The organism is Zobellia russellii (genome assembly GCF_044597075.1).
GTDB lineage: Bacteria > Bacteroidota > Bacteroidia > Flavobacteriales > Flavobacteriaceae > Zobellia > Zobellia russellii.
In genome coordinates this window covers 1,413,008-1,430,315 of the sequence record NZ_CP139000.1, presented here as the reverse complement: position 1 = coordinate 1,430,315, position 17,308 = coordinate 1,413,008, and the positions used below count along the sequence as shown (strand labels likewise).

Genomic DNA, 17,308 nt, shown 5'->3' with positions numbered 1-17,308 from the left:
TTTTCAAATGGTTATTGGTAGTTTGCCATGAGCTTCTAAATTACCTAAAAAATGATTTGCTGCAACGTTTTGAAACGACTTTAAGTGTTGATAAACAATAATTACGGCTTTTGCGTTTTCTACGTTTATGTGGTTGAGTATGTAGGGGTTTCCAAAGACATAAAGAATTACGTTTTTGGTTTTGATAACGCGGTTTATCGAGGCTAGTTCTTCGGCGGTAAAGCCAAAATTATTGGTAGGTTTTACTTGAGGTGGAAAAAGGGCGAAAAGTATATTTTCATCGTTTTTGTCAATTTCGGTTTCATTCGTTGAAATGCTAAACTTTTTATTTTTTAAAATCGACTTAAAAAAGCGATTATCAGTGTTCAATGCTATTTCTAATCCGGAGAATTTGTTCTTTGCGAATTCCTTTAATTCAACTTGGTTTCCCTTGTATAGTGTGATGCTCTGCTCTGCTATTTTTTGGTTCAGTGCGTCAGGATTTGTCAAATGCGAATCAGGATTTCCTGATGAAAATGCTTTTTCCTTAAGTTTCCAAATACGACTGAAACTTTCCTCTATTTGAGTTTCCGATGCATTTTTTAAAATAGCGGCCTTACCTTCATTAATGTGCTCTGCAAAGCAAAGTACATCGTTTCCGGCATCAAAGGCCAACCACTCCAGTTCTCCTTTTGTAGGGTAGTTTTTGGACACGGCATGCATGTTCAAAGCATCTGAAATTACAACTCCGTCGTATCCCATTTCCGTTCTTAAAATTCCCTGAATCATATCTTTGGATAGACTTGAAGAGGTACTTGCACCGTTGGCCAAAGCAGGAACCGATAAATGTCCGGCCATGACTGAATCAACTCCTTTTAAAACTAATTCTCGAAAGGGGTACAATTCATTATCCGTAAGCTCTTGTTTTGTTTTGCTGATTACGGGAAGGCCAAGATGCGAGTCCGTTGCTGTATCTCCATGACCGGGAAAATGCTTGATGCTGGTTAGTACGCCTTCGGAGCGCGTACCGTTTATATATGCCAAGGCTTTTTGGGTGACTTGAATTTTATCCTCCCCAAAAGAACGATAGCCAATAACCGGATTGTTCGGGTTGTTGTTAATATCGATGCATGGAGATAAATTCCAGTGTATTCCGGCGGCCTTGCAATCTTTAGCAATGTTTTTTCCCACTTCATAAATCAACGTTTCGGACGAATTGGGAATTGCTCCAAGGGTAATAGCGTAGGGGTATTGCGGTGTATTTTCAATACGCATGGCCAATCCCCATTCGGCATCAATAGCAATTAATAAAGGGTATTTAGCTGCTTTTTGGTAACGGGCAATAAGGTTTCGTAACGTTTCAAAACTCTTTTCGTTGGAAACTATTTTCTTCTTTCCTTCAAAATTGGTAGCTGCGCTTGCCCTACTGTGGAAAAAGCACAAGGACCCAATATGTTGTTCCTTGATAAGTTTTTCTAACCGTTTGATTTCTTCTTCGGTATCGTTTATAAAAGCCGCAGGCATAAATAATTGCCCTACTTTTTCGGCTAAACTTAGTGTTTTGGTAATTTGGGTGTACGGTAAAATCTTAAGCATCTAATTTGGTAGATTTTTTCCCGAAATCTGCCGGGTATTTAATAAAGTTCACAAGAAATAGGGCGGGAAGAGCGGCAATGACCACCCAGATGAAGAATCCGCCATATCCTAACCACTGTTGCATAAAGCCGCTTATCATGCCAGGAAGCATCATACCTAGGGCCATAAAGCCCGTGGCAATAGCATAGTGAGAGGTTTTTGACTTGCCTTCGGAAATGTAGATGAGGTACATTAAGAATGCGGCAAAACCAAACCCATACCCGAATTTTTCCAACACAACCGTTGCCGTTACGGCATATACACTGGTGGTTTTGGTCATGGCCAAAACGGCATAAAGCACGTTGGGCAGGTTTAGTGAAATGACCATAGGGAGCATCCATTTCTTGAGTCCATCTTTTGAAATTAAAATACCACCTAAAATGCCGCCAATAGAAAGAAAAATTACTCCTGCTGTACCAAATATAGTTCCCAATTGTTCCGTTGAATAGCCTAAACCTCCTTTATCCGGGCTATCCAATAAGAAAGGTGCGGCCATTTTAACCAATTGCGACTCTCCAAGGCGGTAGGTAAGAATAAAAGCTAAGGCAATACCTATTCCAGGTTTCTTAAAGAAAGAAGCGAACACCTCAAAAAAGCCTTTAGGTTTATCTTTAATTGCCGTTTGCGCAGATTCATATTTTGGGGCCGCAAAAAAGTTGGATACCGTAAGTATTAACATAAGGAACGCCGCAGCGGTCATGGTAACACTCCAAGCTTTGGTATTGTCTCCGTATTTATTTTCCAAGAATCCGGCCATGACTACAATAAGCCCTTCTCCCGTAACCATGGCAAGTCTGTAAAATGTACTGCGCATACCCACAAAAAAGGATTGTTTTTTCTCGGTAAGACCTAGCATATAATATCCATCCGAAGCAATATCATTGGTAGCGGAAGCAAACGCGGCCATCCAAAAACAGGCTAGGGTAGTGGTCAGGAAAAGGCTAGTGGGAATTGTAAGGGCTACTCCAAAAAGTGCCAAAGCTATTACTAGTTGCATGGCCAAGAACCATTTTCGTTTGGTGCTTTTAAGGTCAACAAACGGGCTCCAAAGCGGTTTTAAGACCCAAGGTAAGTAGAGAAGGCTAGTGTAAAGACCTATATCTTCATTACTTACGCCCAATTGTTTGTACATTATGACGGATACGCTTACGACCAAAACGTACGGCAATCCTTGGGTAAAATATAGAATGGGTACCCAGACCCATGCTCCTTTATCTTTTTCTATCATGAAATGAAATGTGTAGCTTAAAACTTTACAGTGGTTTAAAGCTACTGTTTTTTAGGGGTATTTTGGAAAGCCTATGTGCAGAACTGTCATGTTTCTCATAAAAACCATTTCCAGAATTTGTTTTTAGTGATTAAAATTGACAAATTCCAATAAAAAAAAAGACCTGCTAGGCTGTAGTAGCAGGTCTTTAGGGTTTAAGAAATTAGAATTTGTAACGAACAAATGCTTCCATGGCGGCATAGTGCGACAGCCCTAGTGCGCGATATCTTTCTGCGGTATTTTTGTTACGTTCTTCGGCGCGCATCCAAAATTCGCGGGAGTCATCACCTTGAAACATTACCCCATCTTTTTGGGACTGATGGCAGAAAATGGCATATCGTTTTTTAAGCACCTGGCTTGGGCTCATTGGCACCGCCATTTCAATTTCATCAACATCCCATTCATGCCAAGCACCTCTGTAAAGCCATAACCAACAATCTTTCATGAAAGATTCGGATTTTAAGCGTCTGAGAGATTCAAAAACGGCGTCAAGACATACTTTATGTGTTCCATGAGGATCGGCCAAATCACCAGCAGCAAAAATCTGATGAGGTTTTATTTCAGAAATAACGTCCATCATAATTTGTATGTCCGTCTCAGAAAGGTTGTTCTTTTTTATGGTTCCGGTTTCGTAGAACGGAAGGTCTAGAAAATGAACGTTGGCGTCGTCTAAACCTAGGTATCGTACCGCTGCATAGGACTCTCCTCTTCTAATATTCCCTTTGAGTTTCCGTACTTCAAGAGAATCAAAACTGCTGTCTTTTTTCTCTTTTATGGAATCGATAATTTTTTGGGCCTCATCCGATGGTGCAATACGTTTTGAAATTTCGGCGTATCTGAGGGCATCGGTATCCGATACAGCTATGTTTCCTGAAGTTTGGTATACCACGTGAACGTCATGGCCTTGCTCTATCAACCTATCAAAAGTACCGCCCATTGAAATTACATCATCGTCCGGATGTGGGCTAAAAATAATAACTCGTTTCTTAGCAGGTTCTGCACGCTCCGGTCTACTGGAATCATCCGCATTGGGTTTTCCACCGGGCCAACCTGTAATAGTGTGCTGTAATTTGTTGAACATTTGAATGTTAAGGTCGTACGAATCTTTCATGGCCAACAAGCCGGACATACCATTGTCATTGTAATCTTTATCCGTTAAACTAAGGATAGATTTTTTGGTCTCGTTGCAAAGCCAAACAATAGCTTTGGAAGTTAAGCTTTCCGTCCAATCCAAAGATTCGTCTACCAACCATGGCGTTTTGTTCCTTGTAAGCTGGCTGCCCGCTCCTGTATCCAAAACAAACGTACAGTTTTTATGGTTCTGCAAATAGGTTGCCGGTACCTGGGATGAAATTTCGCCCTCAACCGTTTTTTTAATAATGCTGGCTTTGTTTTCTCCCCATCCTAAAAGTACAATACGTTTGGCACTCATAACTGTAGCAATACCCATAGTTATGGCTTTTCTAGGAACATTGTCAATCCCCAAGAATGCAGGACCTGCATCTACAAGTGTAATGTGGTCTAGGGTTATGACACGGGTGCCCGAGTTGTAATGAGATCCTGGTTCGTTAAATCCAATATGCCCGGTACGTCCTATACCTAAAAGCTGAAAGTCTAGTCCGCCGTTCTTCTTTATTTTGTCATCATAGGCAATGCAGTATTCAATAACCTCTTCTGGGGAAACGGTGCCATCCGGAATATGAATGTTCTCGGGAGCAATGTCTACATGATTAAAGAGATGTTCATGCATAAAATACCAGTAACTTTGACGGTTCTCTTTTTCCATTGGAAGGTATTCGTCTAGGTTAAAGGTAATTACGTTGTTGAAGCTAAGGCCTTCTTCTTTGTGCATTCGTACAAGCTCTTCATAAACCTTAATGGGCGATGAACCTGTGGCAAGGCCCAAAACACAATTCTTATTGGCTTCTTGCTTTTTTCTAATGAGAGCGGCTATTTCTTCCGCAACTTTAATGGATGCTTGGTTAGAATCTGCAAAAATTACATTGTGAATTTTTTCAAAACGAGTTTCTTCAAATTGGCCAACAGGTCTATACCTTATGTTAGCACCATTTTTTTCTAAAATTGTTTTCATGCAAGTAGCTCTTTTGTGTTTGTTGTGTGTAGCTTGAATCATGCAAATATAGGCAAAACAAATTCTATTTGCTGTTTTTTGCTTTTTTAAGTTGCTGTTTTATGCATTTTTAATGATTATTTAACTTTAAGGTAGTATAAAACGGCAATTCTTATATTTTGCTATCTTTGTCGATGAATCTAATATAAAGTGCCATGTTAAAAGAAGAACGGCAACAGACCATTCTAAGGGAAGTAGATCTCCATAATAGAATTTTGTTGACGGATATTGCCGAAACCCTTGATGTTTCTATAGATACAGTAAGACGTGATGTTAAGGAGTTGGATGCTGAAAATAAGCTACGCCGCGTACATGGTGGAGCCATTTCCTTGGGTTTTACTACGAACAATACAAGAAATAGTAATATTTATAAGCAGAAAGAGAAGATGGTTATTGCCGAAAAAGCTCTGGCGCTTATAAAAGAAGGAGGCGTTATTTTTTTGGATGGCGGTACTACTTGTTTAGAGCTGGCACATTTAATACCAACAGGAATTGAGTTAACATGCTTTACCCACAGTCTTCCCGTGGCTATGGAACTTCTTACCAAACCTAAGGTTACCGTCATATTGGTAGGCGGTCAGGTTTCTGGGGAGTCGCAAACAGCTATTGGGGCTAATGCTATTCATAATTTGGCCGAGATAAAAGTAGATTTCAGTTTTATAGGAACCGGTTATGTGGATTCACATTATGGACTAACTGAATTTGATTGGGATATTGTACAAGTGAAAAAAGCGGTGATAAAATGCTCAAAAAAAACGGTACTTTTGTCTATCTCTGAAAAATTGAATTCCCAACATAGGTATAAAACTTGCGATATAAATGCAATTAATACGTTAGTAACCGAGTTAGACCCAGAGAACGACCTTTTGAACTCATTTAGAAATCACGATATTAGAATTCTGTAAGTATTATGGAGTATACCAAAATAACCGAAAAACCATCAAACCACGATAACTTAGAGCAGATGGATACCACCACTCTTCTTCAAAAGATAAATGAAGAAGACCAAAAGGTGGCGGATGCCGTTGCAGCCGTTATTCCACAGATAACCAAATTGGTAGATGCTTTGGCAGAGCGTTTTGAAAAAGGAGGGCGCCTATTTTATATTGGAGCGGGAACTAGTGGTAGATTGGGGATTTTGGATGCTTCCGAAATACCACCCACTTTTGGAATGCCGCACACTAGGGTAATAGGTTTAATTGCCGGTGGGGATGTTGCGATACGAAAAGCTGTAGAGAATGCCGAGGATGACGGAATACAGGCTTGGAAAGACATGATGGAGCATAATATTACGGATAATGACGTAGTAGTGGGGATTGCGGCCTCTGGAACTACTCCTTACGTTCTGGGAGGTATAGACGAAGCAAAGAAAAACGGACTTCTTACCGCTGGGATAACAAATAACCCGGGTTCTCCATTGGCCGTAGCATCGGATATTCCTATAGAATTGAATGTAGGCCCTGAATTCCTAACCGGAAGCACCCGAATGAAAAGTGGAACCTCGCAAAAACTGGCACTTAATATGATTTCCACCGCCCTAATGATTAAGATTGGTAGGGTGAAAGGAAACAAAATGGTGAACATGCAGTTGAGTAATAGCAAATTGGTAGACCGTGGGGCACGTTATGTTTCGGAAGGTTTAGGAATTGATTATGATAAGGCCGAAGAATTGCTTAAAAAACACGGGTCTGTAAAAGCGGCCATTGATGCGGGGGCTTAAAATTATTTTTCAATAGCTTCAACTTCCTTTACAGTAACGATTTCTTTGGAGGTGTTGCCCCAGGAATTTAGAATATAGTTCATAACATCTGCAATTTCTTCATCGTCAAGGCCCATTGGGGGCATGATGTTATTGTAGTTTACTCCGTTTACGGTCATTTCACCCTGTTGCCCAAATTTAACACCTCGGATACTCGCTTGTCGGTTTTGGGCCAGATAATCGGATTTTGCCAATGGCGGAAAGGTATTGGCAATGCCTTCGCCTTCTTCTAAATGACATGTAACACAAAAATCTGCATAGATTTCGCTACCACGTAACATACTTTTGGAGAGTTCTGTTTCTTGGGCCTGAGTAAAATATCCTATGAAAATCAAAAAAAAGAGGAAGCAACAAAAGGTTTTCATGCTTGAGAATTTTTCACGGTTCTGGTAGCGATTTACGTTTACGCTTTAGGTACTAGTTTATAGATTCCTTTTCCTTCAACGGCCACATAAATTAACCCGTCTGGTCCTTCTTTTATGTCTCGCACTCGTCCTAAATCCGTCAATAGTTTTTCACGACCTATAACTTTGGTTCCATCCATTATAAGACGCTCCATATACTGAAACTTTAAAGAACCTACCAATATACTACCTTTCCAATCTTTGTACTTATCCGTTGTTACAAAAGCCATACCGCTAGGAGCAATACTAGGTACCCAGTAATGAATAGGTTGGGTCATACCCTCCATTTCGGTTTTATCTGTAATGGATGTACCGCTATAGTTTATTCCATAAGTTACAAGCGGCCACCCGTAATTGGCACCAGCCTTGATAATATTGATTTCATCGCCCCCTCGTGGGCCATGTTCGTTTTCCCAAATTTCTCCAGTTTCCGGATGTTTTGCCAGTCCTTGTGGATTTCGGTGTCCGTAGCTGTATATTGCAGTTTTTGCCCCTTCCTTTCCTGTAAACGGATTGTCTTTTGGTATTTGACCGTCATCATGAAATCGGTATATTTTACCTCCATCCCGTGTAATATCCTGTGGGTTCACATCTCTTGCGCCGCGTTCACCTATGGACAAATAGAGGTAACCATCATTGTCAAACTCAATGCGGGATCCAAAATGTTGACCCTTAGTTGTATTGGGAGAAGCCTTGTACAGAAACTCTTTGTTAGTTAAGGAGTTGTTATTTAGTTTACACCGGATCAAGGCAGTATGACCTCCTTTTTCATCACCTTCTTCGGAAGCATAGGAAAGATAGATCCAGCCTGTGTTTTTATAATCGGGATGTAGTTCAATATCCAAAAGCCCCCCTTGTCCTCTAACGTAAACTTCGGGAACATTTTTTATTGCTGTTTTTGTTCCATTTTTAAAGTGGATAATTTCACCGGATTTTTCAGTTATCAAGAGTTCATTTTCTGCTAAAAATACTATACCCCATGGAGTTTGCAGTTCATCGATCATTAGCTCTGCGGTGTAGGGTTTGTTATTGGGGGTATTCACTTTGTTTTCAGAGTCTTGTGCGCAAGAATAACTAAGAGTTATGGCGGCAATGGCTATAGATAGTACACTATTTCGCATAATTTTACGTTAAATGATATTATTAAGGTATCCCGTTACGGTTAAAGGTAACGAGAATTTATAAGTTTAAAAGAATTACCCGAGAGAAAGTGATGCACCCCAAATCGCTCATTTTCTTTCTTAAATGACTTAACCTATGCTCCCAAAAAAAACACAGCGTATTCTATACGCTCTACTGTTAACGACCTTTTCAGTAGTCTGTACTTCTGCTATTGCCGGTAAGAAGGTTTTCAACATTTATGCTGAAGTAGCCTCTGCCGTAAAAGAAGTGGTTTCCGAAAAAAGCGAGGCCACCTCTATGGCCAAGTCAATTTCTGCTGAGTCACTAAAGAATAGTACAACGGCCAAGACAGCAGCTGCCGCGCCAATGTTCTCAACAATCATTCAAGGTGCCGATAACGAAGTTGGGTGTACCGCCAATGGTTTTACCGTAGCACGATTTAATCTCTGTGGTGATTCTGATGACAGGGTTGTTTCCCTATCGGGGTCCTATAGTACGGTCTCTTGGCAAGTTTTGGGGGGTAGTTGTAGTCCTAACATAAACCAAGATTGTCCGGATACAAACATATCGTGTTATTCAGAAGTCCATTCGGGACCAACATTTAATTTAGATGCAAGTACTATTCCGGCCACTACAGGTGCGGAATTTCGTGTTGTTGCAGATGGGCAGCAGTACTTTTTCAAGGTCAAGAAAAGTACTATTACTCAGACCTACCAAAAGAAAGATTTTGTTTGTAATAATCCAGGTAGGATAGAAATTACTGGGCTTCCAAATAGTTATCAGTTTAGAATTCAAGAAGGGTCTAGCGGTTTTGGTCCTTACCAGTCATCTTCTATATTTTCGAACTTAGACCCAGGATTTTATACTGTACAAGCTAGATTGAACATTCCAGGTGAGGTATGTGAATATCTATATGATGTTATTGAAATTAGACAAGTAGATATAGAAATAGATGTAACCTTTACTAATCCGGTATGTAGTGGAGAAACAGGTTCTATTGATGTTACCGTAAACCCTGAAGTTCCCGGGCCATATGTGTATACCTTATTGGATGATAGTGGGGCAGAGATAGAATTTACATCAACTATATCTAGCAACACTTATACGTTCGGAGCCGTTAGTGAAGGTACATATGCGGTTAAAGTAGAGACCAATGATTGTAAGGAAGATATTCCAAATGGAATACCTGCCCCAATCCAATATACAGATACAAGTGGAAATCCTATTACAGTAGGTACAGGCTTAAGTCCAATAACAGTAGTTACTGATACTAACGGAATGAGTTTTGGCTGTTCTACAATTTCTAGTGTAGATATAGATGTAACCCCCTCTGGAGGTTCAGGTACGTATAGCTATACTGTTAGTGATGGAGGTGATTCAGGAGGGACATTTACAGGAACAAGTGCATATACGGTAACCAGTCCCGGTACTTATACTTTTTATATTACTGACGATCAAGGGTGTACTGCGGAAAAATCTGAATATGTGGCAGAATTAGACCCACCAGATGTTACAGCATCCGATATTGTTGGGACATGTACCAATGGAGGTGGAAAAGTAGATTTTAACGTAACCGATCCCAGAGGATTTAACCTGGAATTTAGAGCTACTAACAATGCAGGGGACCCCTTTACAAGTTCTTCTACAATACCCGTAGCCGATGGAACATATAGTATAGTTGAAGTTCAGTATTCACAAGGAGCATTTACTTGTGTATTGTCATTACCAGCTGTTACGGTTACATCTGCAGGTGGGCTTAGTGGTTCTGCTTCTATGACGCAAGATTATACATGTGTTAACGGAGGAGGGATAATTGAGTTTGCGCCAGCAAGCGGAGGTTCCGGTACAGGTTATGAATATAGTATAGACAATGTTAACTACCAATCAGGAACAACTTTTACAGGTTTAACACCAGGAAATTATATACCCTATATAAAAGATGATGCAGGGTGTTTTCAGGCATTATCACCAATTGACATTACGGAGCCAACTCCTCCAGGATCAATTACCTTTGCCCAAGATGACCTTGATTGTGCTACCGGAACGAGTAGGGTTACGGTAGATGTGTTACCGGCAACTTATACGGTTACACAATATGAAATTATTTCATCTATCCCGGCAACCACATTGCCGCCTGCACAGGCTAGTAATGTTTTTCCAGGTTTGGATTTAGATACATCCTATCAATTTGAAATAACGGACGCAAGTGGCTGTACCTATACTGCGAGTTATACTACAGGTGGGTTCAGTACTATTAGAGCTCGTGTAAAATCCGGAGGAGATAGACGTGTTTGCCCTAGTGCAACGGATGGTAATGGTGCGTTTTTAATAGACGGTTTTGCTACGGATTACGATTATACGGTAAATAGAACTGCTCCTACCGCAGCGGTAATTTCCACAGGGACAAGTACTGATTTGGAAATTCCCATTTCTGGTTTAGGTGCAGGTACCTATGAAATTACTGTAACGGACAATGATACGAACTGTACTTCTACTACCTCTTTTGATATAGAAGAAGCGGCAACACCATTGAGTATTACTCCAACAGTAACTGATATGAGCTGCCAGAATAACAATGTGGGTAGAGTTCGTGCAGATGCCACAGGTGGATTTGGCGGATATCGTTATGAATTAGAATGGCCGCCTTCCGATGGAAGAACACAAGGTCCTAAAACGGGGCGAACGTTCGGTAATTTAACAGAGGAGGGAACTTATACCTTAACCGTTATAGATTCTGAGGGCTGTAGGGCTTCAACGACATTTACACTTACCAGTGTAGATGCACCCGCAATTACATTTGATTCAGCGGATTATTGTTATTCACCTACAAATAATGCTGAAATTACAGTATCCTCAACGGCAGGTTCCGCTTTGATTGGTACGCACCAGTATAGAATTAATGGAGGAGCGTTAATAACTCCAGGTACAGCGGGTACGCATACATTTACAGGCTTGGTTCCTGGTAATTATACCATTGAGGTAGTAGATGGTAACGGTTGTATTGCTTCTACGTCCTCAATTAGGATACCTCCGCAGGTTCAAGTAAGTCTGGATATAGCCAGTGAAATACCTTGTGGTGGCGATGGAGAAATGGAAATTGACATATCTGGTGGTGATATTTCTAATTTGGGAGCCACATCCTATACTATTGAGTATAGAGATGTAAGTCCTAATCCATTTGCACCTGTTGCAGGGCATAATGGGGTACAGTTGCCTTCTGGGAATTTTAACTATACAGTTCCTTTTGGAGATCATGGAGATTATCAAGTAACGGTTACAGACTCTAATGGATGTACGAATACTTCGGAAATTATAACTTTTGAGGAACCTACAAATATTGCTGCCACGCATAGAATAGAGGGCCCCAGTTGTGGTGACGCTAACAGTGGTTTTGTAGAGATTATACCAACGGTATCATCCGGTATTCCTCCATTTGAAGTGGTCTTTGCACCCGCAGGTAATCTAACAGCTAACCCTAGTAACCCTGATCCAACCTTAAACTATGTTTTTTCGGATCAAACTATATATTCAGGGTTAACTGCCGGTAATTACGAGTATGTGGTTAAAGATGCCAGAAATTGTGTCACGGCCGTAGTTCCTATAACTGTAGCTGCTGATGGTCGTCCGTCTCCGGATGTCACGGCAACACCAATTGATGCTACTTGTTCACCAGGTTCGCCCGGAGCACTTTCTGGAGGGGTAACTATAGGTTTGCCTACTGCCGGTGTAGAGAACTATACAGTTATAATTGAAGATAATTTTGGAAACCCTTTCTATACACAAAACAACGTATCGGATTCTGATTTTCCTTTAGCGGTAACGGATCCTAGTCTTGTTCCGGGTAATTATCAGTTAATTGTTTTGGACTCTAGAGGATGTAGGGATATTGAAGCGTTTACTATAGGTACTTTAAGTTTGGACATTATTCCTAACTATCCACCGCCACCAGCAACTTGTAGCCCAGGTGGAACTACAGTTTGTGTTGATATCGTAAATGGATCGGGTAGTTATGAGATACGCTTGGCGGATCCGGATCCTTTAGTGGGATGGACCACACCAAGTAATCCGCCTGCAAATCACTGTTTCAACAATTTGTTATGGGGAGTATCCTATACGGTTGAGGTGCGTGATTTGGGAACTGGTTGTACCTATGAAGAGGTAATTACTTTACCGGATGGCCCAGGGGGCAATGTTAATATAGTGGTAGATAATGCTACTTGTAGAAACGGTGATGTTGGGGTAAATTACAACATTACTTCAGGTACTGCTCCGTTTGACGTGGTTATTACCAATCTTGATACAGGCGAAGTTGTTTATACGGATTCAGGTACCTCATTAACCACTATGGCATCTGCTATTTCTGTTCCTGGTGGAAGATATGGAGTGGCTGTTGAAGACGCTGGTGATTGTTCCTATGGAGATGAAGGTGAAGCTATTTTGTTGGCTCCACGAGTTGATATTATTAGTAACGAAAACGCAAACTGTAATGCCCTAGGTCAATTGACGGTTAGGGGTAGTGGAGGTACGCCTTATGCCACAGGAAGTCCATATCTGTACGCTTATGTACCGGCGGGTACTCCAGTGGATAATGACGGAACCGCAACACCAAGTGATCCTTCAGATGATTTTAGCGATGCTTCTACAGTTGCCTTGCCCGGTGCATTGGCTCCTGGTATTGATTATGATATATGGGTAAAGGACGCCAATGATTGTGCTTATAGGATTTCTGCGGCGGTTATACAGTTGAACCCTGATTTACCGCCACCGACGATAAGTGTGAATAACCAATGTGACGTTACAACTCCTGTTGGAGGCTTTACAATTACAGTAGAGGTTCCAGGTGATATAGATACGCCCACCTTTACCTTGAACGGAGAGAGTCAAACCCCTCCTTATGTTGCGGGTACACCTACTCAAGCCACTTTTACGGTAAATAATATAGGTTCCTATCCCGTAAATGTCATTGATGCTAACGGTTGTGATGTTGATGATGTGGCAGAAGTATTCCAAGTATTATCTGCTTCAGGAGATTTTACTAGCGAGCCAAGTTGTGAAGAAACCGATGGAGAAATAACAATTACCGCAGATGGTGGTAGTGGTGACTTTACCTATACATTAACTGGTACTGATATTTTTGGTAGTCCCGTGAACATTGTCGACCCAGACAATGATGGTATTTTCCCAGGTATGGCTGCCGGAGATTATCAAGTAGAAGTAACTGATAATCAGGTTACAGATGGAACGAACCCTTGTAGTTTTACTGTTAGCGGTATAGTTAGATCAGCTCCTACCAGTCCTGATATTGATGAAACAGGTGAGTCTGATGTAAGTTGTAATGGGGCCAATGACGGTAGCATTTCAGCTTCGTTAATTGCGGGTACTGATGTAGACGGTATTCAGGAATACAACTTATATTCCAGCACACTGGCTGCAATGCCTTCGGGTCTGGACACTTCAGGTCGTACGAATACAAATATTTCAGGTTCTTTCTCTGGTTTAACACCAGGAACCTATGTAATAGAAGTAGTAACGGACAGAAATTGTTTTGATAGAGAAGAAGTAGTTATTAATGAACCGCCTCTTTTTGAAATCGATGTAACATCGGGAACCCTTGTTTGTAACCCTGCGTCCAATCAATATAGTACAACCATAGTAAGTGCTAGTATAGTTGGTGGTAATGTAGGTAACGGGGCTCCTTATGGCTATAAAATTAATTTAGCGGATAGTTATCAGTCTAGTCCGGATTTTGAAATAGTAGATACAGGGTCGGACCAAGTAATAACTGTTTATGCAAGAGATGCAAACGGATGTGAATATAGCGATTCGGTTACGGTTTTAGCGCCAAATACTGTAACGGCAACCATTACTCAAATAAGACCAATGGATTGTGAAAATCCTGAGCGTATCCGAATTGATGTAACAGGAAGTACCAATTTCATAATTGAAGACCAAGGTTTCTCTGTTTCGCCAGTAGCAAGCGTATCTCAACCTAGTGGCAGCTTTGTGGAGTTTGACCTTCCAATGGTTGCAGGGGAATATCGTTTACAAATTAACGACGTAGGTGGTTGTACCTATCCTATTGCGGCTTATAATGTGGCAGAACCTGTACTTCCAACAGTTTCAATTACGGAATCACAAGCAGTAGGTTGTTTTGGGGCTACTGACGGAGAGCTGACAATTAATGTTAGCGGATTTACAGGAGTGTACGAGTATTGGGTTTATGAATCTTCTGACCCAGGATTCTCAGGAGGTGCATTTGGAACCCCGGTAGCAGGTAATTCAACAGGAACTATAGATACAGCTGTAGATGGTAATCCTGCTGTTATTACTGGAATTGAAGGAGGTAACCATCGTGTGGTAATACGCGAACAGGGAAAAACAGTAAGTGGCTGTAATGTATTCAGTAACGCTACTGTTCTGAGCACACCTAGTGTTGTATTGGCCATAACTTCGTTGGATGAGATAGGTCGCGTAGGTTGTAGTGATGATTTAGGTGAAATAGTAGCTACGACCCAAGGAGGTTGGGATGCATCACCTTATGAATATATGTTGGAATATGAAAGTACGGTGGGTAGCGGTTTTGCTCCACATTCAAATCCGGCGTATGCAACTTTTGCTGCTAATGGAACCAATGACACATTCACAGGCCTTTCTAGTGGAAATTACCGAGTAACCGTAAGAGACATAGAAGGCTGTACCCATAGCAGGGAATTGGAACTGATTGCTGTTCCGCAAATTGAGGTAGAAGCTATAATTACAAGAGAATTGGAATGTCCTACAGGAAACGATGCTGTAATTGTTGCGGTAGAGCCAGGTACAACAACACCGGGAGCTATTGGTGGGGTACCAGGTGCAGGATACCAATACAGATTATTGCATTTAGGAAGCAATAATAATGCGGATGTAGTTTCTATGACCGGTTTTCAAAGTGATCCTGAGTTTACGGGTACAACAGGGGTAATCCCTGGAGGATGGTATGCCGTTGAGGTAGTGTCTACCCTAAATTGTGGAGTGGTTTCTGCACCTATACAGGTAATTCCACCACCACCAATTAACCCTGCGTTAATTCAGACTTCGGTGCCGGCCTGTGGTAACAGTGCAACTATGATGATACGTGTGAACAATCCACAAGGGGGAACCTATGAATATAGCGTAAACAATTCTGGAGGACCTTGGTTGCCTATAGATGAATTAGATGCAAACGGACTTCCGGTAAAAACAGGAATACCAGGTGTAATAGGAAGCTCTTATCGTTTTGAAGTTCGTAAAGTGGGTGGTCTAAGCTCTTGTTTGGCCCGTAAGACCAATGGTATTACAATTACCGCCGCAGAACCTCTTACACTTGACCCAACATCTCCAACATTTGATGTGTCATGTGCTTATGAGGTAGATGGTAGAATTGAAGCTGTGGCTAATGGTGGTACTGGTATTTATGAGTTCAGAATTTATAATTCAGACCCAGGTACTGATGCGTTTGTGGCGGAAACATTGCCAACTTACCAAAATAGAACAATGCAGGATTTTGGAACGTTCGAAAACTTGGATGCCGGTGACTATTGGATTTCAGTAATCAGTAGAGCCAATTGTGGTGTGGTACAAGGGCCATTTTCTATTGCTCCGGCCGAGCCTGTAACTATAGCATATAGTTCAACGCCCACAACCTGTTATGGTGAAACGGATGGTACAATAACTATGAATGTTACCAGCCCTACGGTTGGATTGGTACAATTTGCCATAGAACCTAATTTGAGCGAGTTCTTTAGTGATTCGGATAACCCAACGGTTTATACATTTACAGATTTACCTGCAAACACACCTAGTAATCCGTCCTATACTGTATTGGTGCAGGATGCGGAAGGTTGTCCACAAACTTTTGAAATTGTAGTGGATGAGCCTACGGAATTGGAAATTGCGGACTTTAGTACAACGCCTGAGACCTGTATAGGTTTTGAAGATGGTACCGCAAGGTTAACGGTAACGGGAGGTACTCCTTTTGTAGATCCGGTAACATCAGTTGAATACTATGAAACTCGTTTGGTAGGTCCAAATTCGGACGGAACGGAGGTTTTCCTAAGAAATGATGATTTATACTTTGATAATCTAATAGGAGGAGAAGGCTATATCGCGTTCGTGCAAGATGCCAATGGATGTAGTACAAATGTATTCATACCTATTGAAATAGGAGTTGATTTAACGGCATCTCCCGTAGTTCAATACGGTTGTGAGGGTATTTTCCCTAACAGTACGGCTTCCGTACAGATGCAAGAAGAGAGTTTAATTCCTGAACTGTTGTTCGCATTGAACCCTATTGACCCAACTGATGCTATAACAGCATTGGCTACCACGGAACGTTCTTGGGGAGATTTGCCTGCAGGAGACTATACAGCTTATATTTACCATGAAAATGGATGTACTAATTTTGTAGAGTTTACTATAGATTCATACGACCCCTTAACACTTTTTGCTGAAAAGACCGGTCCTAACGAGATTACGGCAACAGCCGAAGGAGGTTTTGGAGGGTATGAGTTCTTCTTTGATGGAGTGTCTTACGGTAGTGAAGGCCTGTATACGACCACAGAAAGTGGCGAAGTGGAAATACGTGTGGTAGATCAGAATGGATGTGAGGCCGTAGCGGTGATTCCGTTTGAGTTTACCGGAATGTTAGAGATACCTAATTTCTTTACACCTAATGGCGATAATGAAAACGATTTCTGGGCACCGGGCAACCGTGAGTTCTTCCCTAATATTGAAGTTATTATCTATGATCGTTATGGTAGGGTTGTTGCCGAACTTGATCAAGTAAGCAAGTGGGACGGACTCTATGAAGGTAAGGAGCTGCCAACCGGAGATTACTGGTATGTAGTAAATCAAAATGATGACAGAGATATACGGTATGTAGGGCATTTCACCCTCTATAGATAAATCTTAATTAAATAATAAATTAAAAAACGGACACCTTTTTAGGTGTCCGTTTCTTTTTTGTACTGTTTTTAAAATTGTATTTTAACCGG

The 17,308-nt window shown here is 41.2% G+C and carries 8 protein-coding genes; 3 read left to right on the top strand and 5 right to left on the bottom strand.

The genetic code is table 11. The annotated features are described in order from the left end of the window. Positions 1-3 precede the first annotated feature (3 nt). From SJY45_RS05905 to nagB, 3 genes are all read right to left on the bottom strand, one after another. Positions 4-1,575 (bottom strand): glycoside hydrolase family 3 protein, encoded by a 1,572-nt coding sequence (locus SJY45_RS05905; RefSeq protein WP_400073633.1) that lies wholly within the window; start codon positions 1,573-1,575, stop codon positions 4-6. Continuing rightward, on the bottom strand, positions 1,568-2,842 hold the full coding sequence (locus SJY45_RS05900; RefSeq protein ID WP_215439903.1) for an MFS transporter: 1,275 nt from the start codon (positions 2,840-2,842) through the stop codon (positions 1,568-1,570). Before SJY45_RS05900 ends, SJY45_RS05905 begins: the two co-directional genes overlap by 8 nt. A gap of 202 nt (positions 2,843-3,044) precedes the next feature. Further along, complete coding sequence (nagB, locus tag SJY45_RS05895) at positions 3,045-4,973, bottom strand: glucosamine-6-phosphate deaminase (protein ID WP_215439904.1); 1,929 nt, start codon at positions 4,971-4,973, stop codon at positions 3,045-3,047. Positions 4,974-5,167: 194 nt separating this feature from the next. On the opposite strand from nagB, the gene SJY45_RS05890 reads away from it, so the two are divergent. Beyond that, positions 5,168-5,917 (top strand): DeoR/GlpR family DNA-binding transcription regulator, encoded by a 750-nt coding sequence (locus tag SJY45_RS05890; RefSeq protein ID WP_215439906.1) that lies wholly within the window; start codon positions 5,168-5,170, stop codon positions 5,915-5,917. 5 nt (positions 5,918-5,922) lie between these two features. After that, positions 5,923-6,732 (top strand): N-acetylmuramic acid 6-phosphate etherase, encoded by an 810-nt coding sequence (gene murQ / locus SJY45_RS05885; protein WP_400073632.1) that lies wholly within the window; start codon positions 5,923-5,925, stop codon positions 6,730-6,732. 2 nt (positions 6,733-6,734) lie between these two features. On the opposite strand, the gene SJY45_RS05880 is transcribed toward murQ, so the two are convergent. After that, a complete protein-coding gene (locus SJY45_RS05880) occupies positions 6,735-7,136 on the bottom strand; it encodes a c-type cytochrome (RefSeq protein ID WP_400073631.1) in 402 nt (133 codons plus the stop codon). A gap of 38 nt (positions 7,137-7,174) precedes the next feature. Next, positions 7,175-8,296: a PQQ-dependent sugar dehydrogenase gene (locus tag SJY45_RS05875; RefSeq protein ID WP_400073630.1), complete on the bottom strand. Its 1,122-nt coding sequence runs from the start codon at positions 8,294-8,296 to the stop codon at positions 7,175-7,177. Positions 8,297-8,432: 136 nt separating this feature from the next. Here SJY45_RS05875 and SJY45_RS05870 point away from each other — a divergent pair, with 136 nt between their 5' ends. Further along, a complete protein-coding gene (locus SJY45_RS05870; RefSeq protein ID WP_400073629.1) occupies positions 8,433-17,219 on the top strand; it encodes a T9SS type B sorting domain-containing protein in 8,787 nt (2,928 codons plus the stop codon). Positions 17,220-17,308: the final 89 nt, after the last annotated feature.

Bases quoted from the DNA above. Each gene is read 5' to 3' on its own strand.
- SJY45_RS05870 (WP_400073629.1), top strand. From the start codon at position 8,433: ATGCTCCCAAAAAAAACACAGCGTATTCTATACGCTCTACTGTTAACG.
- SJY45_RS05880 (WP_400073631.1), bottom strand. From the start codon at position 7,136: ATGAAAACCTTTTGTTGCTTCCTCTTTTTTTTGATTTTCATAGGATAT.
- SJY45_RS05900 (WP_215439903.1), bottom strand. From the start codon at position 2,842: ATGATAGAAAAAGATAAAGGAGCATGGGTCTGGGTACCCATTCTATAT.
- SJY45_RS05890 (WP_215439906.1), top strand. From the start codon at position 5,168: ATGTTAAAAGAAGAACGGCAACAGACCATTCTAAGGGAAGTAGATCTC.
- nagB (WP_215439904.1), bottom strand. From the start codon at position 4,973: ATGAAAACAATTTTAGAAAAAAATGGTGCTAACATAAGGTATAGACCT.
- SJY45_RS05905 (WP_400073633.1), bottom strand. From the start codon at position 1,575: ATGCTTAAGATTTTACCGTACACCCAAATTACCAAAACACTAAGTTTA.
- murQ (WP_400073632.1), top strand. From the start codon at position 5,923: ATGGAGTATACCAAAATAACCGAAAAACCATCAAACCACGATAACTTA.
- SJY45_RS05875 (WP_400073630.1), bottom strand. From the start codon at position 8,296: ATGCGAAATAGTGTACTATCTATAGCCATTGCCGCCATAACTCTTAGT.